The organism is Burkholderia puraquae (assembly GCF_002099195.1).
Classification (GTDB): Bacteria; Pseudomonadota; Gammaproteobacteria; order Burkholderiales; family Burkholderiaceae; genus Burkholderia; species Burkholderia puraquae.
This window is the reverse complement of sequence record NZ_NBYX01000001.1, coordinates 192,300-214,790: the sequence shown is the minus strand read 5'-3', so window position 1 is coordinate 214,790 and position 22,491 is coordinate 192,300. Positions and strand designations below refer to the sequence as shown.

20 protein-coding genes are annotated in these 22,491 nt (G+C 67.3%); 15 read left to right on the top strand and 5 right to left on the bottom strand.

What is annotated here, in order from left to right:
* Positions 1–2 precede the first annotated feature (2 nt).
* A complete protein-coding gene (locus tag B7G54_RS00965; RefSeq protein ID WP_085037340.1) occupies positions 3–923 on the top strand; it encodes a bestrophin family protein in 921 nt (306 codons plus the stop codon).
* A 41-nt stretch (positions 924–964) separates the two neighbouring features.
* Here the strand turns inward: B7G54_RS00965 and B7G54_RS00960 are convergent, their stop codons facing one another.
* Positions 965–2,995: an FUSC family protein gene (locus B7G54_RS00960; protein ID WP_085037339.1), complete on the bottom strand. Its 2,031-nt coding sequence runs from the start codon at positions 2,993–2,995 to the stop codon at positions 965–967.
* Positions 2,996–3,140: 145 nt separating this feature from the next.
* On the opposite strand from B7G54_RS00960, the gene B7G54_RS00955 reads away from it, so the two are divergent.
* The 5 genes from B7G54_RS00955 to B7G54_RS00930 all read left to right on the top strand — a co-directional run bounded on the left by B7G54_RS00955 (position 3,141) and on the right by B7G54_RS00930 (position 8,819).
* On the top strand, positions 3,141–4,043 hold the full coding sequence (locus tag B7G54_RS00955; protein ID WP_085037338.1) for a LysR family transcriptional regulator: 903 nt from the start codon (positions 3,141–3,143) through the stop codon (positions 4,041–4,043).
* A gap of 392 nt (positions 4,044–4,435) precedes the next feature.
* Positions 4,436–5,995 carry a DHA2 family efflux MFS transporter permease subunit gene (locus B7G54_RS00950; protein WP_085037337.1) on the top strand — a complete coding sequence of 520 codons (1,560 nt, stop codon included), beginning with the start codon at positions 4,436–4,438 and terminating at the stop codon, positions 5,993–5,995.
* Positions 5,996–6,170: 175 nt separating this feature from the next.
* Positions 6,171–6,500 carry a hypothetical protein gene (locus tag B7G54_RS00945; RefSeq protein WP_085037336.1) on the top strand — a complete coding sequence of 110 codons (330 nt, stop codon included), beginning with the start codon at positions 6,171–6,173 and terminating at the stop codon, positions 6,498–6,500.
* A 257-nt stretch (positions 6,501–6,757) separates the two neighbouring features.
* Positions 6,758–7,093, top strand: coding sequence for a sugar ABC transporter ATPase (locus tag B7G54_RS00935; RefSeq protein WP_085037335.1), 336 nt, complete (start codon positions 6,758–6,760; stop codon positions 7,091–7,093).
* A gap of 136 nt (positions 7,094–7,229) precedes the next feature.
* Positions 7,230–8,819, top strand: coding sequence for an ABC transporter substrate-binding protein (locus B7G54_RS00930; protein WP_085037334.1), 1,590 nt, complete (start codon positions 7,230–7,232; stop codon positions 8,817–8,819).
* 54 nt (positions 8,820–8,873) lie between these two features.
* Here B7G54_RS00930 and B7G54_RS00925 read toward each other — a convergent pair whose 3' ends face one another.
* The 4 genes from B7G54_RS00925 to B7G54_RS00910 form a co-directional block, all read right to left on the bottom strand.
* Positions 8,874–10,181 carry an Nramp family divalent metal transporter gene (locus B7G54_RS00925; protein ID WP_085037333.1) on the bottom strand — a complete coding sequence of 436 codons (1,308 nt, stop codon included), beginning with the start codon at positions 10,179–10,181 and terminating at the stop codon, positions 8,874–8,876.
* 84 nt (positions 10,182–10,265) lie between these two features.
* Positions 10,266–11,522 carry an oxalate decarboxylase family bicupin gene (locus B7G54_RS00920; protein WP_085037332.1) on the bottom strand — a complete coding sequence of 419 codons (1,257 nt, stop codon included), beginning with the start codon at positions 11,520–11,522 and terminating at the stop codon, positions 10,266–10,268.
* Positions 11,523–11,932: 410 nt separating this feature from the next.
* Positions 11,933–13,267 carry a type II toxin-antitoxin system HipA family toxin gene (locus B7G54_RS00915; RefSeq protein WP_085037331.1) on the bottom strand — a complete coding sequence of 445 codons (1,335 nt, stop codon included), beginning with the start codon at positions 13,265–13,267 and terminating at the stop codon, positions 11,933–11,935.
* 3 nt (positions 13,268–13,270) lie between these two features.
* The gene (locus B7G54_RS00910; protein ID WP_085037330.1) at positions 13,271–13,519 is read right to left on the bottom strand and encodes a helix-turn-helix domain-containing protein; all 249 of its coding nucleotides are present in this window, start codon (positions 13,517–13,519) and stop codon (positions 13,271–13,273) included.
* A 257-nt stretch (positions 13,520–13,776) separates the two neighbouring features.
* Between B7G54_RS00910 and sapR the strand changes: the two genes are divergently transcribed.
* From sapR to B7G54_RS00865, 9 genes are all read left to right on the top strand, one after another.
* Complete coding sequence (sapR, locus tag B7G54_RS00905) at positions 13,777–14,658, top strand: sap1 transcriptional regulator SapR (protein ID WP_085037329.1); 882 nt, start codon at positions 13,777–13,779, stop codon at positions 14,656–14,658.
* Between the two features lie 24 nt (positions 14,659–14,682).
* Positions 14,683–15,246 (top strand): D-alanyl-D-alanine dipeptidase, encoded by a 564-nt coding sequence (gene ddpX, locus B7G54_RS00900; RefSeq protein WP_085037328.1) that lies wholly within the window; start codon positions 14,683–14,685, stop codon positions 15,244–15,246.
* Positions 15,247–15,298: 52 nt separating this feature from the next.
* A complete protein-coding gene (locus tag B7G54_RS00895) occupies positions 15,299–16,900 on the top strand; it encodes an ABC transporter substrate-binding protein (protein WP_085037327.1) in 1,602 nt (533 codons plus the stop codon).
* A 10-nt stretch (positions 16,901–16,910) separates the two neighbouring features.
* Positions 16,911–17,981 carry an ABC transporter permease gene (locus B7G54_RS00890; protein WP_085037326.1) on the top strand — a complete coding sequence of 357 codons (1,071 nt, stop codon included), beginning with the start codon at positions 16,911–16,913 and terminating at the stop codon, positions 17,979–17,981.
* A gap of 66 nt (positions 17,982–18,047) precedes the next feature.
* Positions 18,048–18,962 (top strand): nickel transporter permease, encoded by a 915-nt coding sequence (gene nikC, locus B7G54_RS00885; protein WP_085037325.1) that lies wholly within the window; start codon positions 18,048–18,050, stop codon positions 18,960–18,962.
* 1 nt (position 18,963) lies between these two features.
* Positions 18,964–19,878: an ABC transporter ATP-binding protein gene (locus B7G54_RS00880; protein WP_085037324.1), complete on the top strand. Its 915-nt coding sequence runs from the start codon at positions 18,964–18,966 to the stop codon at positions 19,876–19,878.
* A complete protein-coding gene (locus B7G54_RS00875; protein ID WP_085037323.1) occupies positions 19,875–20,651 on the top strand; it encodes an ABC transporter ATP-binding protein in 777 nt (258 codons plus the stop codon). The genes B7G54_RS00880 and B7G54_RS00875 overlap by 4 nt, the downstream gene beginning before the upstream one ends.
* Positions 20,652–21,061: 410 nt before the next feature.
* Positions 21,062–21,613, top strand: coding sequence for a fimbrial protein (locus B7G54_RS00870; protein ID WP_085037322.1), 552 nt, complete (start codon positions 21,062–21,064; stop codon positions 21,611–21,613).
* A 110-nt stretch (positions 21,614–21,723) separates the two neighbouring features.
* Positions 21,724–22,464 (top strand): fimbrial biogenesis chaperone, encoded by a 741-nt coding sequence (locus B7G54_RS00865; RefSeq protein WP_085037321.1) that lies wholly within the window; start codon positions 21,724–21,726, stop codon positions 22,462–22,464.
* Positions 22,465–22,491 lie beyond the last annotated feature (27 nt).

Below are 22,491 nucleotides of genomic sequence, written 5' to 3'. Positions count from 1 at the left end.
CAATGATCGTTCGTCCGCGCGAGCACTGGCTGCGGATGCTGCTCGTCTGGAACGGCTCGGTGCTGCCGACCATCCTGCCGCAGCTCGTGCTGACGCTCGCGATCAGCCTCGTCGCGGTGTGGGGCGGCGGCCGCGTGCTCGGCGAGAAGGTGCCGCTGAATCCGACGCCGTTCACGCTGATCGGCCTCACGCTCGCGATCTTCGCGGGGTTTCGCAACAACGCGAGCTACGAACGCTACCGCGAAGGCCGGCAGCTCTGGGGCGGCGTACTGACCGCCACGCGCACGCTGGTGTCGCAGGCACTCTGCTACGGTGCCGTCGACCGTGACGATGCATCGCGGCGCGCGTTCGTGCGCACGGTCGTCGCGTTCGTCTATACGCTCAAGCATCAGCTGCGCGGCACCGATCCGGCCGCGGACCTGCGCGGGCTGCTCGACGATGCCACCTATGCGCGCATCGCCGCGTCGCGGTTCCGCCCGGTCGTCATCGTGCATGCGCTGCGCGAAGCGTTCGCCGCTCGCGCCGATGCGGGGCGCCTCGCCGACACGCGCCTGTGGATGCTCGATGCGCGCCTCGACGAGCTCGTCGCGATGGTGAGCGGCTGCGAACGGATCGCTTCCACGCCGATCCCGTTTTCATACGACGTGCTGCTGCACCGGACCATCTACGCGTACTGCGTGCTGCTGCCGTTCGGTCTCGTCGATTCGATCGGCGCGGCAACGCCGTTCGTCACCGTGTTCGTCGCGTATACGCTGATCGCGCTCGACGCAATCGCGCATGCAATCGCCGAACCCTTCGGCGACGGGCCGAACCATCTCGCACTCGATGCGATGACGCGGCAGATCGAGCGCACGCTGCTCGAACTGAACCGCGAGCCGCTGCCGGCGGAAGTGACGCCGGGCAAGGCCTATCGCCTCAGTTGACGCGCGGGCCGCCGCTCACGCGCCATCCTGCCATCCCGCCATCAATCCTGGCGACCGCGCAGGAAGCCGTCGTGCGCGGCCGCCGTCTCCGCGATCGTCCGCAGCAGCACGACGCCGCGTAGCAGCGCGCGGCCGTCGTCGCTGTCGACCTCGGCCACGCGCCGCAGCAGCACACGGGCCGCCGCGTCGCAGGCCCGGTCGAGCCGCGCGAAATCCGCGTGCCCGACCCGCCCCCGCACGACCGCGACCGCCCGGCGCACCGCCGGCTCGCGCGTCGCCAGGTCGGCCAGCGCCAGCAGGCTGTCGCCGATCGTCCAGGCTGCGAGCAGATCGCGCAGGTCGCGCTCGATGAGGCTGGGTGGCAGACGGCCCGCAAACCCGAGTTCGCGCCCGAGACGGTCGGCCGTGCGGCTCAGCCACGCGCTCGCCCGCCATGCCCGCGGGTTGCGTGCGATGCGCGCCAGGTCGCCGCGCACCGCGCGATGCAGGCGCCGCCGGCTCGTGCCGGGATCGCCGGGGAACACGAGCGCGAACACCAGGGCCCCGAACGCGATGCCGAGCAGCGTCGCGAGCGCCGAATTGAGAAACGCGGCGTCGCCGATGCGCGCCGTATTGTCCGGCGACGTGAAATTCCAGAAGAAGATCGAGAAGCCGCTGCCGATGCCGGCCGTGCGCGGATTGCGCATCGCGAGGCCGGTGCCGACCAAGAACACGCCGAGGATGTACGCGAGCATCTCGAAGCCCGATACCGCCGGCAGCAGCACAAAATTGCAGAGCGCGCCCGCGACCGCTGCGCAGGCCGCCCCTTTCAGGAAGCCGACGGTGGCGCCCACCGAGTTCGGGCGCGTCGAGAACAGCGCGCAGACCACGCCCGTGATCGCGACGAACCCGGCGCCCGACGGCCACGCGGTCAAGATCCAGAGCGCCGAGGCAACCAGCACCGCGACGAACGCGCGGATCCCGTTGTGCCACGCGAGCACCGGATCGTGGTGGAACGCATAGCGCACGCGCGACGCCGGCGGGTTCGGCCGATCCAGCTGCGCCTTGCCCGCCAACGCGGCATCGAACCCGGCAAGCAGCGCCGCCAGCCGGTCGAGCGTGAGCAGCCGCGACGTGTCCGAGCCGGTCGGGTCCGCGGCCTCGGCGCGCACTGCATCGTCCACGCGCGCACGCAGTGCCGTCAGCGCGGGGCCCGCTTCGCCCGACGCCACCACGCCGTCGAGCACCTGCGCGGCATCGGCGACCAGCGGGTCCGGCGTGCCGCCGCTGCGCGCCGCGTGTTCGTGCAGCGCCTGCCCCGCGGCCTGCGCGGACAGCACGCCCAGCACCGCCGCGCGCAGATGGCCGATCGCGTTGCGCACCGGCGGCGCGCCGGCGGCCGCATACTCGGCCGCCGTGTCGAGTTCGAGCGCGTCCGCGAACAGCCGGTGCACGGCGGCGCCGTTCGGCTCGCGGCGCAGCGCGCCCGCGCCGATGGCCATCGCACGGTCGAGATAGCGCGCGAGCCGCATGCGGACGTCGGCCAGCGGCGAACCGGGTGCGAACACCGTCTCGAACGCTGCACCGCAGAGAATGCCGACCACCACGTACAGGCATCGCGCGGTTGCAATATCGAATGCGTGCAGCGGCGCGGATACGGCGTCCATCGCAATGATCGCCGCCGTGTAGCCCGCGAGCACCGCCGCATACGCCCGGAAATTGCGCAGGAAGGTCGCGACGCCCGCGCACAGGCCGATCCACGCAGCGAGCGCCGGCAGGAACAGCTCGGGCGTCTGCGCGAACGCACCGGTCAGCACGAGCGCGACGGCCGCGCCGATCGCGGTGCCGAAAATCCGGTACTGGCTCTTCGACAAACCCATCCCGCGGCTGCCCTGCGCGACGATCCATACGGTCGACGCGGCCCACTTCGGATCGTCGAGATTCATCCGGAACGCGATGTAGAGCGCGAGGAGCGACGCGGCGGTGTTGCGCAACGCGAAGCCGATGGCGCCGGGCGGCAGCGTGGGCCGTGCGTCGCGCAGCGCGGTACGCACGACCGCGAGCGGCGGCAGAGGGGGCAAGGCGAATTTCATGCGGCGAGCATACGGGCGCGCTCCGCCGCCACTAAGGGGTGCGGACAGGATGCGTTATTGCACCGGGCAGGATAATCGCCCCTGCATGAAGCGATCCGGCCGGCAAAGGTAAGATGCGCGCAGGTCGAACTCTGAAGCACCCCGTATGGACTTCGAAAGCATCCGGATATTCCTGCGCGTGGTCGAACGCGGCAACTTCACCGCCGCCGCCACGCACCTCGACATGCCGCTCAGCCGCGTGAGCCGCAAGGTCAAGCAGCTCGAGGACGATCTCGGCGTCCAGTTGCTGTACCGCACCACCCGGCGCGTCTCCGTCACCGAAGCCGGACGCGACTACTACGAGCGCTGCCTGCGCGCCGAGGACATCCTGCTCGACGCGGACCGTCAGGCGCGCGCACTGCGCACGGCGCCGGAGGGCATGCTGCGCGTGCTGGTGCCCTACTCGATCGGCCTGTTCGAACTGGAACCGGCGCTCGCCGAGTTTCGCCGGCGCTACCCGCTCGTCCAGCTCGTGCTGATCTACGACAACAACCCGCTCGATCTCGTCGAGCATGGCTTCGACGTGGCGCTGCGCGCGGGCGTGCTGACCGACTCCAGCTACATCGCGCGCTCGCTCGGCTGGTCGCAGGCGAAGCTCGCCGCGAGCCCCGCCTATCTCGACCGCGCCGGCCGGCCCGCCACGCCGCAGGATCTCGCGCAGCACGACCTGCTGCTCGTCGGCCGCGACGCGCCCGGCCTGACGCTGCGGCTCACCAATGCGGCCGGCGAAGTGGCCGACGTACCGGTGCGGCCGGTGCTGATCACCAACGAATCGGTGACGGTGCTGCGCCAGGCCGCGAGCGGCGGCGGCATTGCGCTGGTCTCGACGCACTACACGGCCCGCCGGCTCGAACGGAACGAACTCGAAATCGTGCTGCCCGACTGGCACCGGACCGACGACGTCGAGCTGCACGTGTTGTACCCGCGGCGCGCGACGCTCGACAGCAAGGTGCGCGCGTTCGTCGATTTCCTCGCGGAATTGTTCACCGCATGGCGAACCGCACCGTAACCGGCACGGTTCGCCCACCGATTATTGCGCCACGCGAAATCGATTAATGAGCCGGCCCATGTTGATGGCGGCTCGCCGCATCGTTAGCCTGTCGCGATGCCAAACGACTCCACACGCGACGGCAGCCGCCTGAGCGCTGCCCGCAGACGCGTCACGCGCGTCCCGCCTTCCTGACCGGCAGCATCCCGCCTCCCGAAGCCTGCCATGGCTTCGTGCATCCGCTCGAACAGCACGTCGCATGCGTCGCCCCGATGTAACGAGCCGCGTCGCGCGCGCCATGCCGCCTTCCGTTCTGCAGCCGAGCCGCGCCTGCATCGCTTTCGCACGCGTGCGCGGCAACGCGCGTCCGCCGCAACGGGCCGCATCCGTTACGTACCTTACGCAGGAAACCCATGACCTCTCCGTCAACTCCAGCCCCGCTGTCGGGCGGCCGCCTCGCGATCGGCACGATCGCGGTATCGCTCGCGATGTTCATGAACGTGCTCGATTCGTCGATCGCGAACGTCGCCATTCCGACGATCTCGGGCGACCTCGGCGTGTCGGTCGACGAGGGCACGTGGGTGATCACGATCTTCGCGGCCGCGAACGCGGTGTCGATTCCGTTGACCGGCTGGCTCACGCAGCGCTTCGGCCAGGTGCGCCTGTTCGTCACGTCGATCCTGCTGTTCGTGTTCGCGTCGTGGCTGTGCGGGATCGCGCCGAACCTGCCGACGCTGCTCGCCGCGCGGATCCTGCAGGGCGCGGTCGCCGGGCCGCTCGCGCCGCTGTCGCAGGCGCTGCTGCTCGGCGCGTGGCCACGGCAGAAATCGTCGAGCGCGCTGGCGCTGTGGTCGATGACCGCGCTCGTCGGCCCGATCGCGGGGCCGTCGCTCGGCGGCTGGATCACCTACGACTACAACTGGTCGTGGATCTTCTACATCAACATCCCGGTGGGCTTCTTCGCGGCAGCCGTCACGTGGATCGTGTTCCGCGACCGCGAATCGGCCACGAAACGCATGCCGATCGATACGGTCGGCCTGTTGCTGCTCGTGCTGTGGGTCGCATCGCTGCAGATCATGCTCGACAAGGGCAAGGATCTCGACTGGTTCAACTCGCCCGTCGTCGTCGCGCTCGGCATCGTCGCGCTGATCGGCTTCGCGTTCTTCCTCGTGTGGGAGCTCCACGAGGTCAATCCGATCGTCGACCTGCGGCTCTTCACGCAACGCAATTTCGCGGGCGGCACGATTGCGATCTCGGTCGCGTACGGGATGTTCTTCGGCACGCTGGTGCTGCTGCCGCAGTGGATGCAGGGCTATCTCGGCTACCGCGCGGTCGATTCGGGGCTCGCCACCGCGCCGCTCGGGCTGTTCGCGATCCTGCTCACGCCGGTCATGGGGCGCCTGCTGCCGCGCACAGATCCGCGCTACATCGCGACGCTCGCATTCGTCGGCTTCGCGGTGGTGTTCATGATGCGCACGACCTTCTATACCGACGTGTCGCGCCTTGATCTCATTTTGCCGACGCTGCTGCAGGGCATCCCGATGGCGATGTTCTTCGTGCCGCTGACGTCGATCATCCTGTCCGGGCTGCCGCCGGACAAGATCCCGGCCGCCGCGGGCCTGTCGAATTTCGGCCGCACCTTCTGCGGCGCGGTGGGCACGTCGCTGATCAGCAATGCGTGGAACGACCGCACGATCCTGCATCACGTGCGGCTCACCGAGCAGGCGAGCGTCACCAACCCGGTGTTCACGCAGCAGGTCGACGCGACACGCTCGCTGCTGCACCTGAGCCCCGATTCGGCGCTCGCGTTCTTCAACGCATCGGTCGATTCGCAGGCGGCCGTGATGGGGCTGAACGATATCTTCTACGTGTCGGCGATCATCTTCATCGCGATCATTCCGCTGATCTGGATCACGAAACCGTCGCGCTCGGGCGGCGGCGATGCCGATGCGGCGGCGGCCGGCGCACATTGATCCGCATTCGCGACGGCCGGGCCCCGCACCGCGCACGCCGGGGCCCGCGCCGCAACGCGCCGACGTAATAAAGACTTGCAATCGATACAGGCAGAAACGTCAACAGCCCAGGCCCGCTCCGCGTTTTTTCGTCAAGCGCCCACGATCCGGACGCGCAACGACAGGAGAAAACCCCATGCGAGCCCTCACCCGCCATCTCGCGATCGCCGCCACCCTGATGTCGGTGCTGACCGGCACCGCGTTCGCCGACACGCCGTGGCAACAGACGCATCCGCGCCGCGAAGAGGTCAACCAGCGCCTCGCCAACCAGAATCGCCGGATCCATCACGAAGTGAAGGAAGGCGAGATGTCGCACGCACAGGCCGCGCGCCTGCACCGCGACGACCGCAAGATCCGCCAGGAAGAGCGGGACATGGCTGTGCAGGATCACAGCCACATCACGAAGAGCGAAAAGCACGTGCTGAACCAGCAGGAAAATGCGGTCAGCCACCAGATCGGCCAATAACATCGACAACACCGGCAAGTGCCCATTCGCCGTCGCCTGAAACGCCTGCTGCCGCCGCGCGGCAGCGGGTGCTTGTTGTGTATCGAATCGTTTCAACGCGCCAACGCCGTCAAATGCTGCGGGTATACTCCGTCGTCAGCCGCCTGTCGCATCGTCGTCCGTCAAAAACGGCCCGATTCCGGGCGGTTTCGTCGCGAAGCTTCGCGTTTCGCCTACCCCGCGCCCCAGCCTCGATACGAGACACACGACGACCCACCATGAAACGATTCCTGCTGCTCCTTCCCGCCGCCCTGCTCGCTGCCTGCGGTTCCGCGCCCTCGTCCGACTCGGCCGCGTCGTCCGGCGCAGCGCCGATGATCTACGTGTCGTCGCAACGTCCGGCCTATGCGATCGCCAACTGCCTCGACAGCCGCCTGTCGGGCACCGAGCAATCGCAGCGCAACGGCGTAACCGATATCGCCGTCGGCTCGAACTCGTACTTCGTCACGCTGACCCCGTCGGGCCACGGTTCGGTCGTCAAGGTCGTGCGCGGCTCCGGCAACGAGCCGGCCGAGGAAGCGATGCGCTTCGCGATCGCGCGCTGCGTGATCTGATCCGAACCCTGCCGATGCCGGGCGCCCGCCCGGCTCGCTCCGTGCGCCACCCTGCCGGTGCGCACGCTGAATATTTTCATCCGGGCGGCCGTCGATGAGAGAATCGCACCCACGATTCCCTTTCAACGGAGCCCGCATGAAGCACCTGCTGTCCCGGCTGTTCGTCAGCGCCGCGCTCGTCGCACTTGTTCCGGCGCTGCCGTCGCAGGCAGCCACGCCGCCCGGCATCTTCGTCGTCGCCACGCAGCTCGGCGAATTCACGACCCTCGACCCGAGCGGGATCTACGAACTGGTGCCGTCCGAGTACGTCGCGAACACCTACGAACGCCTGGTACGTGTCGACCTGAAGGACCCGACGCGCTTCGACGGGCAGATCGCGCAATCGTGGACGGTCGGCGCCGACGGCGTGACCTACACGTTCAAGCTGCGCCCCGGCCTCACGTTCCATTCCGGCAACCCGGTGACCGCCGACGACGTCGCGTGGTCGCTGCAGCGCACCATCCTGCTCGACAAGGGGCCGGCCGGCGTGCTCGCCGATCTCGGTCTCACGAAGACGAACGTGATGCAGAAGGTGCGCGTGGTCGATCCGCAGACCGTCGTGCTCGAAACCGACCGCAAGTACGCACCGAGCTTCGTGCTCAACGTGCTGAGCGCCTGCCCGGCATCGGTCTTCGACAAGAAGCTGCTGCTGTCGCACCAGCAGGGCAACGATTTCGGCAGCGGCTGGCTCCGGACCAACGACGCGGGCTCGGGCCCGTACCAGCTCGTCAAGTGGACGCCCAACGAGACCATCGTGCTGCAGCGTTTCGACAAGTACCGCACGCCTTACCCGATGAAGCGCATCGTGTTGCGCCACGTGCCCGAAGCGTCCGCGCAACGGCTGCTGCTGGAGAACGGCGACGCCGACGCCGCGCGCAACCTGAGCCCCGACAGCCTCGCCGCGCTGACGAAGGCCGGCAAGATCAAGGTCGCGTCGTGGCCGGTATCCGCACTGCTGTACCTGAGCCTGAACACGAAGAACCCGAACCTCGCGAAACCCGAGGTGCAGCAGGCGATGAAATGGCTCGTCGACTACGACGGCATCCAGCGCAACATCGTCAGCACGACCTACAAGGTGCATGAAACCTTCCTGCCGGAAGGCTTCCTCGGCACGTCGAACGCACGGCCGTACAAGCAGGACGTCGCGAAGGCGAAGGCGCTGCTCGCCAAGGCCGGCTTGCCGAACGGCTTCGACGTGACGATGGACATGCCGAACGACTATCCGTATCTCGAGATCGCGCAGGCGCTGCAGGCGAACTTCGCGCAAGGCGGCATCCGCGTGAAGCTGATTCCGGGCGATGCGAAGCAGGCGATCGGCAAGTATCGCGCGCGCCAGCACGACATCTTCGTCGGCGAATGGTCGCCCGACTACATGGACCCGAACAGCAATGCGCGCGGCTTCGCGTGGAATCCGGACAACTCCGACCAGTCGCCGACGAAAATGCTCGCGTGGCGCAACAGCTGGGACATTCCGCAACTGACGAAGGACACCGAGGCCGCGCTCGTCGAGCCGTCGCCCGTGAAGCGCGCGCAGCGTTACGAAGCGCTGCAGAAGGCCGTGCTCGCGAACTCGCCGTTCATCATCATGTTCGAGAAGGTCGTGCAGGTCGCGACGCGCCCCGGCGTGACCGGGCCGGAAATCGGGCCGATCAACGACCTCGTGTCATACCGCACGCTCGCGAAGTAATCGCGGCTGCGCGAGGCGCCGGACATGCAGCAGCGGGCACCGGCCCGCTGCCGTTCAATTGAATGCCGCCCACACCAGGTACGCATTCAACCCGACGATCACGACCGTCGCCGCTCCGGCGACGATCCGCAGCGGCATCCGCATCGCGTAGGCGCCCATCACGTCCGCGCGCGCCGACAGCATCAGCAGCGCGATCATCGGCAGCGGCAGCACGAAACTCAGCACGACCTGGCTCGCGACCATCGCGCGCGTGACGTCGCAGCCGAGTGCGACCACCGCGAACGCGGGCGCGATCGTCACCGCGCGCCGCACCCAGACCGGCATGCGTCGGCGGATGAAGCCCTGCATCACGACCTGCCCGGCCATCGTGCCGACCACCGAACTCGACACGCCCGACGTCAGCAACGCAACGAGAAACAGCGCGCCGGCCGCCGGCCCGAGCACCGGGACCAGCGTGTGGTACGCGTCGCCGATGTCGGTCATGCCCGGCGCGCTGACGTGAAACGCCGACGACGCCATCATCACCATCGCGAGATTCACGAACCCGGCCAGCCCGAGCGCGACGACGACCTCGCGGTTCGAGAAGCGCACGAGCCGCCGCCGCTCCGCGTCGTCGCGCGGTGCGGTGCGATCCTGCGTGAGACCCGAATGCAGATACAGCGTGTGCGGCATGATCGTCGCGCCGATGATCCCGACCGCGATCGTCAGCGCCGCGTGATCCGGAATCTGCGGGACGACCAGGTGGAACGCGGCCGCGCGCCAGTCCTGCGGCGCGATCAGCAGTTCGCCGAGATAGCATGCGCCGATCACGCCGACCAGTGCCGCGATCGCGGCTTCCAGCGGCCGGAAGCCGCGCTTTTCGAGCGCGAGGATCGCGCAGGTCGCGAGCGCCGTCGCGATCATCCCGGCGAACAGCGGCAGGTGGCACAACAGCCCGAATGCGAGCGCGCCACCGAGGAATTCGGCGAGGTCGGTCGCCATCGCGGCGATCTCGGATGCGACCCACATGCCCCATACGACCGGCGCGGGAAAACGGTCGCGGCACAGCTCCGCGAGATTGCGGCCGGTCACGATGCCGAGCTTGGCCGACATCGCCTGGAACAGCATCGCGATCGCGTTCGCGGCCAGCACGACCCACAGCAGCCGGTAGCCGTACGCGGCGCCGGCCTGGATGTTGGTCGCGAAGTTGCCGGGATCCATATAGCCGATCGACGCGATCACGGCCGGGCCGACGAACGGCAGCAGCGCGGCGACACCGGTGCGGCGCCCTTCCAGCGCGGCGCGCGCCGCGCCGTCGGTGGGCCCGGTGGACAGGCCCGGCAGCGCGAGGCCGCCGGCAGGTTTGTTCGTGACGGGAATCATGGTGGTGTTCCGTTCGAATGAGGAAGGCTTCCTGAAGTTCGGGTGCCGCGGCCGGCATGCCGCCTGCCGGCCACGGCGGCGGTATTACAGCGGCACGACGTCGGGACGGTTGCGCGGCAACTGCGCGATCACGCCCGGTGCGACGTTCAGGTGCGCTTCGACGAGCTGCGGCGGCGTATGCGCGAGCCAGTCGGACAACGACACTTCCGCATAGCGGTCAGTCTTGAAGATCTCGAGGAACACCAGATCGGTGTGGCCGGTGTTCTGCACGTAGTGCCCGAGGCTCTTCTTCACGTAGCCGACGTCGCCCGCGCGGAAGTCGGCCGTCTGCGCCTTCGGCCCCGTGTCGAACACGGTCATCCGTGCCTCGCCCTGCAGGTAGTACTGCCATTCGTCCGCGTTCGGGTGCCAGTGCAACTCGCGCATGCCGCCCGGATGCACGGTGACGAGTGCCGCCGCGACTGTGGTCGACACGTTGAAGTTCGTGCTGTCCGCGATCCTCACTTCGCCGCCGCGGGTCTTCCTGACCGGCTTCATGTCGCCGAGCGAAAAGATGAACGGATGCGGCGGCGCCCCTGCCGACGACGCCGATGCGCGCTGGGCCTCCGCGAGCGGGCCCGGTTCGTCGCCCTGGAAGATCCACAGGTTGTCGAGCGGAATGTTCCTGAATGCGTCGGCCGGCACGCCGAAGTTGAGCGCGAGCACGTCGGGCGGCGTGTGCGCGACCCAGTCGGTCAGCAGCAGCGTGTTGAATTCCGATGCCCGGCCGTTATCGAACGCGAGCAGGAATTCGGCGCCGTCGGTGCCGAGGCCCTGCAGCGAATGCGGCAGGCCGGGCGGGAAATACCAGAGATCGCCGGTTTTCACGTCCTGGACCGACGGCCGCCCCAGTTCGTCGAGCACCGTAATCCGGCAGCGGCCGTCGAGCATGATGGCCCACTCGGCCTGCTGGTGCCAGTGCATCTCGCGAATGCCGCCGCGCGTGAGGCGCATGTTGACGCCGGAAATGGTTTCGGAAATCGCAAAGTCGTCCTGCGTGACTTCACGCGCCCACCCGCCATTTTGAATTCTTTTATGTGCGTTATTGAACGAGGCCCAGAATAACGGCATGCCGTTGATATCGGTGGCCGGCGGATCCTGAAAGGACGGAAATTGATTCGCAATGGCCGGATTTTTCGGCCCCGGATCGGTCAGGCTCTGCCGGTTGCGCGCATTCACCGCGCCTTCCGGCGGGCTGTCCGGATTGCCGAACGAGGCCGCCTTGGCCGACACGGCAATACCCGCCGCGGCAATGGCGCCCGCCGTTCCCGCCAGCATCTTGCGTCGAGAAAGATTCGTCATGATGTCCTCTTCATGCCTGCAATTGAGCGAATTTTCATTACGGAATACTTGTCGCTTTTCTGATTATCGAAAATCGAACATCCCGTGACGCAAGTTAAATCCAATTTTCATTAAAACTTAAATGAATTATTAACCTGAATTAATGAGTTAATCTGATCCGCTTTAATTTTGTAATGATTGAGGTGCTGTGGGGTGCGGGCGGGCGACCGATGGCGATGAATCGGTCGGGTCAGGTGAAGGTGGGAATGCGACCGGGCGCGGTCGTCATGCGAGGAACGGCGGTAAGAGGAAGTGGATATGCGAAGCGCGCAACCGCGATGCGACGCAATCGATCCGGATAACGGATGACATGAACGGAAGCACGCGACTGTCGATGCCTCGAACGCAGCCCGGCCGAGCCGGGATGCCGTTCACTCCCGCGGCATTTCGTCGAGCCGTTGCGCGGCGAACCTCAATCCGCCCAGAACGCGCTCCGCGACCCGTGCCGGAAAACCGGGAGGCAGCGCAGCGCCGACCGAATCGATCACCTGCGGCGTCATGGCGATGAGCCGTTCGACGATCGGCGTCGCGATATCGCCGATCAGACAGTGCTCGGCCATCGCGCTGAAGTGCCGTCGCGTAATGTCGCGCATCGCGTAATGCTTGCGCTTGCCGTGTACGGCCATCGCCAGCTTCGCCTTGTGCCACGACCACTGGTTCGCGCCGTCGCCCTCGACCGGCCAGATCGACATCACGTCGTAGAGCGGCGTGAGGCGGAAACGGCCGCCCGACAGCAGGCGCAGGCTGAAATTCTTCGCATGCCCATCCGGCGCCGCGAGCATCCAGAACACGATCTGGGCGGCAAACAACGTGTCGAGATCCTCCTGCGCCGTTTCCGAACGGCGCAGGAGGCTCGCCAGGTCGGGCACACCGGGGCCGCCGTGTGACTCGTATTTCAAGTGCGGCGGCACGCCGAGCGCTTGGCAGAAGTCCTCCTGCGGCAATCGCAACAGCCACCTGCCGTCACGATGCAGTGCGCGGTCGAAACGCGCGACCGACAGCACCTTGTGCTCGCCGAAGTACGTGATCTGCGCGTCCGCCGCCGGCAGGTCAAAAGCGCGCAGGATCGCCAGACACAGCCACTCGTTTTCGACTGACGTCGTGAGATCCGCGCGCTTGTTGCCGACGAGTCCGAGCGGCAACTTCAGAATATGCGTCGTCGGCGTCGCACCATGCGGACGCATCCACCGCCCGCCGTGAAACAGCAGTGCGGTCTTTTCCTGCGCACCGGCCAGCGACAGCCGGAAATCGTCGTCGTCCCCGCCACCCGTCACCACACCGCTCGCCTGATCGAGCACGCGTGCCACGTCGTCGTCCGACAGTGGCGTGCCGTCGATACGATCCAGACCGGTCGGCACATCGTCTTCGCCGAGCAATTGCACCGCCCCGACGCAGTCGCGACCGAGCGCGGCGAGCAGATCGAACGGCTCGGTCGTCGCCGTGCCGAACCGGGCAGCCAAGCGGCGCCGGATCGCATCGCTGTCCGGAAGCAGGTTGTCGAAATAGTGATTGATGCGTTCGCCGCGCAGCGGTGCATCGCCGACGCCGAACGGCAGCGACAGCGACAACGGGCGGCCGACCGCCGACTGCTTCCAGCCGACGTCGTACAACAGCTCCATGTCGCCGCGTGCGGGAATTCGCCATGTGCCGACCCGCTGGCCATTCGCCCAGATCGACAACGCGCGAGTGTGAGATTTGCGTCCCATTGCCTACCACTCGACATCGGCTGCGTCGCGCCCATCCTTCGGGCGAATGCAGAGTTCGAGACCGTACAACGCGGTCAGCTCGAGCAACTGGCTGAGCGACAGGCTTTCGGTACGCGTGGATTCGAGCGACGACAGGCGCGACTGGCCCACGCCGATCCGCGCCGCCGCTTCGGCTTGCGTCAGGCCCTTGGCCTGACGCGCGGACGACAGGATCTCGCCCAGTTGCGCGGGCGTATTGACGATGAAATTCACGGCGCGGATTCCTGGAGGTAATAAACGCAGTATATCCCTGACAGGCATAAACGCAAATTATTCCCGTCAGGCATAAACGCAAAATATGTGCGACAGCAATAATTCTCCCATCTGCACACGCCCGCTCCCGGCCACCGACCACGCTTTCGACCCTATCACCCCTCACCACACCATAGTTTTTATCCGCTGGCATGAATGATTTTGGCTTTGTTAGATGGATGACATTCGATCATCAGACGACAACGATCTAACAGCCGATGACCTGCGCATTCGCCCGTACCGTCGAATCCCGCTATGCCGAGCTGACGCCGACGGCCAAGCGCATCGCGAGCTACATGCTCGCGAACCTCGACCGGCTCGGACTCGAGACGGCCGACCAGATCGCGCAGCAGGCCGGCACCAGCGGCATCTCGGTCGGGCGCTTCCTGCGCAGCGTCGGCTATCGCAACCTCGACGACCTGAAGCGCGAGTTGCGCGGCGGCGGCGATCGCCCATGGATGATCACCGACCGGCTCGACGAATACCGCCGCGTCGCCGGCACGCAACCGGCCGAACCCGACCGCAACGGCAGCGAAGGCCCGCTCGCGTCGTCGCTCGAGCGCGAGCTCGATGCGATTCGCCACGTGTACCGGCTCGCCGAAGGCCCGGTGTTCGCGCAGGTGGCCGACCGGATCGCGCAGGCGGACGCCGTCTTCATCCTCGGCATCCAGTCGACGCGCGGGATCAGCAACGCATTCAGCAGCTACCTCGAATACCTGCGCCCGCGCGTGTTCTATTCCGACGGCCAGTCGGGCTCGTACGTCGATTCGCTGAACTCCGAATTCGAGCGGCCGTACTGCATCGTCACCGATACGCGCGCGTATTCGCGCAGCGCGCGCCGCTATTGCCAGGCGGCCGCCGAGCGCGGGCAGCCGTTCGCGCTGGTCACCGATCTCTCGTGCCCGTGGGCGCGCGACTGGCCGGCCGACCTGCTGCAGGTAAAGACCGACGTCGGCCAGTTCTGGGATTCGCTCGCGCCGCTCACCTGCCTGTTCAACCTGCTGATCACGGCCGTGGTCGACCGCCTCGGCCCCGCGATCGACCGGCGCGTCGCGCGCAACCGCGAACTGCAGCACACGTTCGATCAATTCGAATCCTGAATGCGAGTGCCCTCCGACCCGCCGATGAATGCTCACCGCCTCGTTGAAATCACACCCGCCACGCATCGCGTCGACATCGATCTCGTCTACGCGACCGAGCGCAACCTGACCGGCAAGCCGATCTACCGTCGCGCGCACTGCCTGCTGCTGGAGCCGGCCGAAGCCGCGCTGCGCCGCGCGGTGAACGTCGCGGCACAGGCCGGCTTCACGCTGCGGATCTACGACGCGTATCGGCCGCCGCAGGCGCAGCAGGTGCTGTGGGATTTCCTGCCCGATCCGAATTTCATCGCCGACCTCGGCCGCGGCTCGAATCACAGCCGCGGCACCGCGCTCGACCTGACGCTCGTCGGCGCGAATGGCGAACCCCTCGACATGGGCACCGGCTTCGACGAGATGGTCGCCGCGTCGGGCCACTTCCACGCGGGGCTGCCCGAAGCCGTGCAGCGCAACCGCCTGCTGCTGCTCGGCGTGATGCACGCCGCCGGCTTCGCGCACATCGACAGCGAATGGTGGCACTACGAATTGCCGGGCTCGCGCGCGTTGCCGCAGATCGACAATGCCGACAGCGGCCCGTGGCACCTGATGTGATGGCCATACGCATTCCCCTCACCGTTCACGTTCAACGACAGATGGAGCGCACATGAAATTCCCGACATCCCGGCTCGTCGCGGCGCTGGCCGCCGCATCCGTTCTCGCCGCCGTTCCGCTCTCCGCCGCGCGCGCGGAGACGCCGAAGGACATGTTCGTGATGGCCACGCTGCTCGACGAATTCACGACGCTCGACCCGGGCGAGATCTACGAGCTGGTGCCGGAGGAATACGTCGCGAACACGTACGACCGGCTCGTGCGAGTCGACCTGCGCGATCCGTCGAAATTCAACGGCGACGTCGCGCAGTCGTGGACGGTGAGCCCCGACGGGCTGACCTATACGTTCAAGCTGCGCCCCGGCCTCAAGTTCCACTCGGGCAACCCGCTCACGGCCGACGACGTCGCCTGGTCGATCCAGCGCGCGGTGCTGCTCGACAAGGGCCCGGCCGCCGTGCTGACCGGCATCGGGCTCACGAAGGCGAACGTCGTCGCCAACGTGAAGAAGCTCGACGACCTGACGGTGTCGGTCACGACCGACCAGAAGTACGCGCCGACCTTCGTGCTGAACGTGCTCGGCTCCTGGCCCGCGTCGGTGCTCGACAGGAAGCTGCTGCTGTCGCATCAGCAAGGCAACGACTTCGGCAACGCATGGCTGAAGACCAACGAAGCGGGCTCCGGCGGCTACAAGCTCGTGAAATGGACGGCCGGCGACAGCCTCGTACTGCAGCGCTTCGACGGCTACCGGCTGCCGCTCGCGATGAAGCGCATCGTGCTGCGCCACGTGCCCGAAGCAGCAAGCCAGCGTCTGCTGCTGGAAAACGGCGATGTCGATGCGGCGCGCGACCTGAGCCCCGACGATCTGGCGTCGGTCGTGAAGTCCGGCAAGGCGAAGGTGTCGGCCTCGCCGCAGGCGACGCTGCTGTATCTCGGCCTGAACACGAAGAACCCGACGCTCGCGAAACCCGACGTGCAGGAAGCGCTGAAGTGGCTGGTCGACTATGCCGGCATCCAGGCTAACGTGGTGAAGACGACCTACAAGGTGCACCAGACCTTCCTGCCCGAAGGCTTCCTCGGCACGCTGAACGCGAACCCGTACCGGCTCGACGTCGCGAAGGCGAAGGCGCTGCTCGCGAAGGCCGGCGTGCCGAACGGGTTTTCGGTGACGATGGACGTGCGCAATGACTATCCGTACACCGAAATCGCGCAGGCCGTGCAGGCGAACTTCGCCCAGGCGGGCATCAAGGTGCAACTGATCCCCGGCGACAACAAGCAGACACTCGCGAAATACCGCGCGCGCCAGCACGACATCTACATCGGCGAATGGTCGGCCGACTACATCGATCCGCACAGCAACGCGCAGGGTTTTGCATGGAATCCGGACAACACCGACAAGTCGAGCTATAAAATGCTGGCCTGGCGCAATAGCTGGGACATCCCGCAACTGACGAAGGAAACCGATACGGCGCTCGCCGAACCGACTGCCGCGAAACGCGCGCAACGGTACCAGGCGATGCAGAAGGACCTGCTCGCGCGCTCGCCGTTCGTGATCATGTTCGAGAAAGTCGCGCAGGTCGCGACGCGGCCCGGCGTGAGCGGGCTCGACGTCGGGCCGATCAACGATCTCGTGTCGTACCGCAACCTGAAGAAGCAATAAGATTCGCCGCATGTCGACTCCCGCCTCCTCCCTCGAAGCACTGCGCACGCTGCCCGCGCGGCGCCCGGCCGTACGCTGGGCACTGCGCGTGCTGCGCTGGGCGCTCACGCTCGCCGTCACGTTCGCGGGGCTGCTCGCGCTGACGTTCGTGATCGGCCGCAAGGTGCCGATCGATCCCGTGCTCGCGATCCTCGGCGATCGCGCGTCGGCCGAGGCGTATGCGGCCGAACGCATCGCGCTCGGGCTCGACAAGCCGCTCGTCGCGCAATTCCTGATCTACGCGCGCGACGTGCTGCACGGCAATCTCGGCGTGTCGCTGCTGACCGCGAACCCTGTGCTCGACGACATCAAGCGCGTGTTCCCGGCCACGCTCGAACTGGCGACGATCGCGACGCTGATCGGCATCGCGATCGGCGTGCCGCTCGGTGTCGCGGCCGCCGTGAAGCACAACCGGCCGATCGACCACATCGCGCGCTTCGTCGGGCTGATCGGCAATTCGGTGCCGGTATTCTGGCTCGGGCTGATGGGGCTGCTGCTGTTCTACGCGCGGCTGCACTGGGTCGGCGGGCCCGGCCGGCTCGATCCCGTGTACGACGGGATGGTCGACACGCGCACGGGCAGCCTGCTGATCGACGCGGCGCTCGCGGGCGAGTGGGACGTGTTCCGCAACGCGGTGTCGCACATCGCGCTGCCGGCCGCGATCCTCGGCTACTACTCCGTCGCGTACCTGAGCCGGATGACACGCTCGTTCATGCTCGACCAGCTGAGCCAGGAATACATCGTCACCGCACGCGCGAAAGGGTTGTCGGAACGGCGCGTGATCTGGCGGCACGCGTTCGGCAACATCATGGTGCCGCTGCTCACCGTGATCGCGCTTACGTACAGCAACCTGCTCGAAGGCTCGGTGCTGACCGAGATCGTGTTCGCGTGGCCGGGGCTCGGCTCGTACCTGACCGGCGCGCTGCTGAACGCCGACATGAACGCGGTGCTCGGCGCGACGCTCGTGATCGGCGCGATGTTCATCACCGTCAACCTGCTGACCGACGCGCTGTACCGCGTGTTCGATCCGCGTGCGCGCTGAGGGCCGCAACGACATGACTGCATCCACCCTGCTTCTTTCATCGCCCATGCCGAAGGTCGTCCGATCATGAACGCCGAGCGCCTCACGCTGCGCGCGTGGCTGCTGTCCGACGCGCCCGCGTCGCGCTCGCAGGCCGCACTCGGCCTCGCGTACCGACGCTGGCGTCGTTTCGCCACCAACCCGCTCAACCTGTTCGGGCTCGCGATCCTCGTCGCGCTGATCGTCGTCGCGATCGTCGGCCCGCTGATCATGCCGCACGATCCGCTGCGCCAGGTGCTGTCCGACCGGCTGCTGCCGCCCGGCTCGCCGTCGCACTGGCTCGGCACCGACCAGCTCGGCCGCGACATCCTCTCGCGGCTGATCGCCGGTTCGCGCCTCACGCTCGGCATTGCGCTGCTCGTCGTCGTGATCGTCGTGCCGATCGGCCTGCTGATCGGCACGACGGCCGGCTACTGCGGCGGCTTCGTCGACAGCGTGCTGATGCGCATCACCGACATCGCGCTCGCGTTCCCGAAGATCGTGCTCGCGCTCGCGTTCGCCGCCGCGCTCGGGCCCGGCGTGATCAACGCGGTCGTCGCGATCTCGATCACCGCATGGCCCGCGTATGCGCGGCTCGCGCGCGCGGAGACGATCCGCATCGCGCAGGCCGACTTCATCCACGCCGCGCGGCTGCAGGGCGCGTCGGGGCCGCGCATCCTGCTGCGCTACATCACGCCGCTGTGCATGTCGTCGGTAATCGTGCGCGCAACGCTCGACATGGCCGGCATCATCCTGACCGTCGCGGGCCTCGGCTTCCTCGGCCTCGGCGCGCAGCCGCCGAGCCCCGAGTGGGGTTTCATGGTCGCATCGGGCCGCAACGTGCTGCTCGACGCGTGGTGGGTCGCCACGCTGCCCGGCTGCGCGATCCTGCTCGTGAGCCTCGCGTTCAACCTGCTCGGCGACGGGCTGCGCGACGTCTTCGATCCCCGCCATGGAGCGTGACATGCCGATGAATCCTGCCCCCTCGCCCGCGCCGCTCTGCGAGATCGACGGCCTGAAGATCGGCTTTCGCGGGCACGACGGCACCGTCACCGATGCCGTGCGCGACCTGTCGCTGACACTCGCCCCCGGCGAGCGGCTCGGCATCGTCGGCGAATCGGGCTCCGGGAAATCGCTGACGGGCCGCGCGCTGCTCGGCCTGCTGCCCGACGCCGCGCGCTGGTCGGCACGCACGATGCGCTTCGCCGGCCACGACCTGCTCGCGATGTCGCCGGGCGAACGCCGGCGGCTGTGCGGCAGCCAGATGGGCATGATCCTGCAGGATCCGAAATATTCGCTGAACCCGGTGATGACCGTCGCGAAGCAGATGGGCGAAGCGTTCCGGCTGCACGAGCCGGGCTTGCGCGGCCGCGCGCTGCGCGAGCGAATCGCCGACGCGCTCGCGGCCGTGCAGATCCGCGACCCGGCGCGCGTGGCCGATGCGTATCCGCACGAGCTGTCGGGCGGCATGGGCCAGCGCGTGATGATCGCGATGATGGTGTCGACCGGCCCGCGCCTGCTGATCGCCGACGAGCCGACCTCCGCACTCGACGTCGCGGTATCGATGCAGGTGCTCGCCGTGCTCGACGCGATGATCGCGCGGCACGACACGGGCCTGATGTTCATCAGCCACGACCTGCCGCTCGTGATGTCGTTCTGCGATCGCGTCGCGGTGATGTACGCAGGCCGCGTGGTCGAAACCTGCGCCGCGCGCGACCTGCGCGACGCTGCTCATCCCTATACGCGCGGGCTGCTCGCGGCGAACCCGCCGCTCGCGAACCCGCCGGACGAACTGCCCGTGCTGCGCCGCGATCCGGCGTGGCTCGAGCCCGCGTCGCACGCCGGCACCCCCGCCGATCGACAGGAGGCCGCACGATGATCGACGTCGATCACGCATCGATCCGTTTCCCGACCCGCACGGGTCACGTCGACGCCGTGCGCGACGCGAGCTTCGCGGTGCGCGACGGCGAGGTGTTCGGGCTCGTCGGCGAATCGGGTTCCGGCAAGTCGACGCTGCTGCGCGCGCTGACGGGTCTCGTGCCGCTCGCGGGCGGCAGCCTGTCGATCGACGGCCGGCCGGTCGGCGGCACGCCCGACCGCGCATTCCGCCGCCACGTGCAGATGGTGTTCCAGGATCCGTACGCGTCGCTGCATCCGCGCTTCACGGTCGACCAGACGCTGCGCGAGCCGCTGTCGATCCATGGCATGGGCGACACCGATGCGCGCATCGCCCGCGCACTGTCCGAGGTCGGCCTCGGCCCCGCGTTCCGGTTCCGCTATCCGCACCAGTTGTCGGGCGGCCAGCGGCAGCGCGTCGCGATTGCGCGCGCGCTGATCGTCGAGCCGCGCGTGCTGCTGCTCGACGAGCCGACGTCCGCGCTCGACGTGTCGGTGCAGGCCGAGATCCTGAACCTGCTGCGCCGCCTGCATCGCGAACGCAACCTGACGATGATCCTCGTCAGCCACAACCTCGCGGTGATCGGCTTCCTGTGCCAGCGGGTCGCGGTGATGCAGCATGGCGGGATCGTCGAGCAGCTGCGCATCGAGGACGTGCGTGCCGGACAGGTCGCACGCGACTATACGCGCACGCTGCTGCGCGCAACCGAAGGCTATCGCCGCCTCGACCCGGCGATCGACGCGCCGGCAGCCTGACGCGCGGCGCGCGGCGCGCGGCGAAAGTGCGCCCCTGCGCGCGCGTCGCATGACATGACCCGAACGCGACGCGATATGCCGGCCGCCGTCATGCTCCGTCGGCCGGTCATTCCAATTCCATTCCGCTTCGAATAGCGCGATCGCCGAAATCGGCCCCTCGACCGATTTCCGGTATCGGCATGCTCGCCCGCACGAGCCTCTCCTGCCGGCCCCCAACGCCCCTCAGCCTGCCTGCCGACTTCGGCGAAAAACTAAATTAGTACGTGTACTAGAAGAAATCCGCATCCATTAGTACATGTCAAATTACAAAATCCTTACTTAAATCGCATAATTTCATCCGAAACGCGCCATTCTGAGATTTAAATTCAACCCGCGCTTTCGAAAACCGAAGTTTATTTGGAGATTTAAATATGCGAATCATCAAGCGCAGCGCAATCCCGTTCCTGCTCGTCGCCGCCGGCGCGGCCTTTTCGTCCGCGGCCCACGCCGCGGACGGCACCATCGAATTCCGTGGCAACGTCATCGCGTCGACGTGCAGCGTCACCGGTGGCTCGGATCTCACGGTCCCGCTGCCGCCGGTCAGCACCACTGCGCTCGCCGATGTCGGCGCCGTCGCCGGTCGCAGCGCGTTCTCGCTGGCGCTCACGGGTTGCGCGGTCGGCGATGGCAATCCGGTGAAGGTCGGCGTCATGTTCGAGAACGGCACGAACGTCGATCCGTCGAGCGGCCGCTTGAAGATCGACACGGGCGACAAGGCTGCCCAAGGCGTCCAGATCAACGTGCTGGATTCGCAGCAGAAGCTGATCCCGGTAGGTGCGCAAACCGGTGCGAACACCGAGATGGCCACCATCGATACCGACGGCAAGGCGAAGCTGAACTACTTCGCCGAATACTACGCCTCGGGCGCCGTGAAGGCCGGCGACGTCCAGTCGCGGGTCGAGTACTCGCTGATCTACCAGTAAGGACGAGACACGGAGGTCGCCGCCCCGGCGATCTCCACGTGTCACGCCGTGCGGCGCGGAAACCGCCGCATCCGCCCGCTCCCTGCCCACCGATCCGAGTCCGCACGCCCATGAAACTGTTGAAGCTCTTCCGTACGCTGACCCTCGCCGTCACCGCATTCGCGTCGCAGGCCGATGCGAGCGTCGTGATCGCCGGCACGCGTGTCATCTTCCCGTCCAGCGAGCGCGAAGTCACGATCCAGCTCACGAACGACAGCAAGCGTCCGGCACTGGTGCAGGCCTGGCTCGACAACGGCGACAGCCGCGCGCTGCCCGAGAACATCGACGTGCCGTTCACGCTGACGCCGTCGATCTTCCGGATGGAAGCCGGCAACGGCCAGGCGCTGCGTCTCGTGCATACCGGCGAACCGCTTCCTGCCGACCGGGAATCGTTGTTCTGGCTGAACGTCCTCGAAGTGCCGCCGAAGGCGTCCGCGGCAGAAGACCGCAACCGCATCCAGCTGGCGTTCCGCTCGCGCATCAAGATCATGTATCGCCCCACCGGGCTGCCCGGCAATGTCGACGACGCTCCCATGCAGATCGACTGGCGCGTGGTTCGCGTCGACGGCGGCTACGCGCTCGAGGCCAGCAATCCGACGCCATTCGTCGTCAATTTCGGCAACGTGCTGCTGAAGTCGGCCGGCCGCAAGCATGACGCCGGCATGGGTTACGTGCTGCCTCGAAGCACGCAACGGTTCCCGATCAAAGATCTCGCCGGCGCGCCCGCCGCGGGTGCAACCGTCGAATTCGGCAGCATCAACGACTGGGGGCGTGCGACCGACATCGAACGTCAGGTCAGCGTCGCACCGTAACGCGGCCGACGCCGGCAGCACGCATCC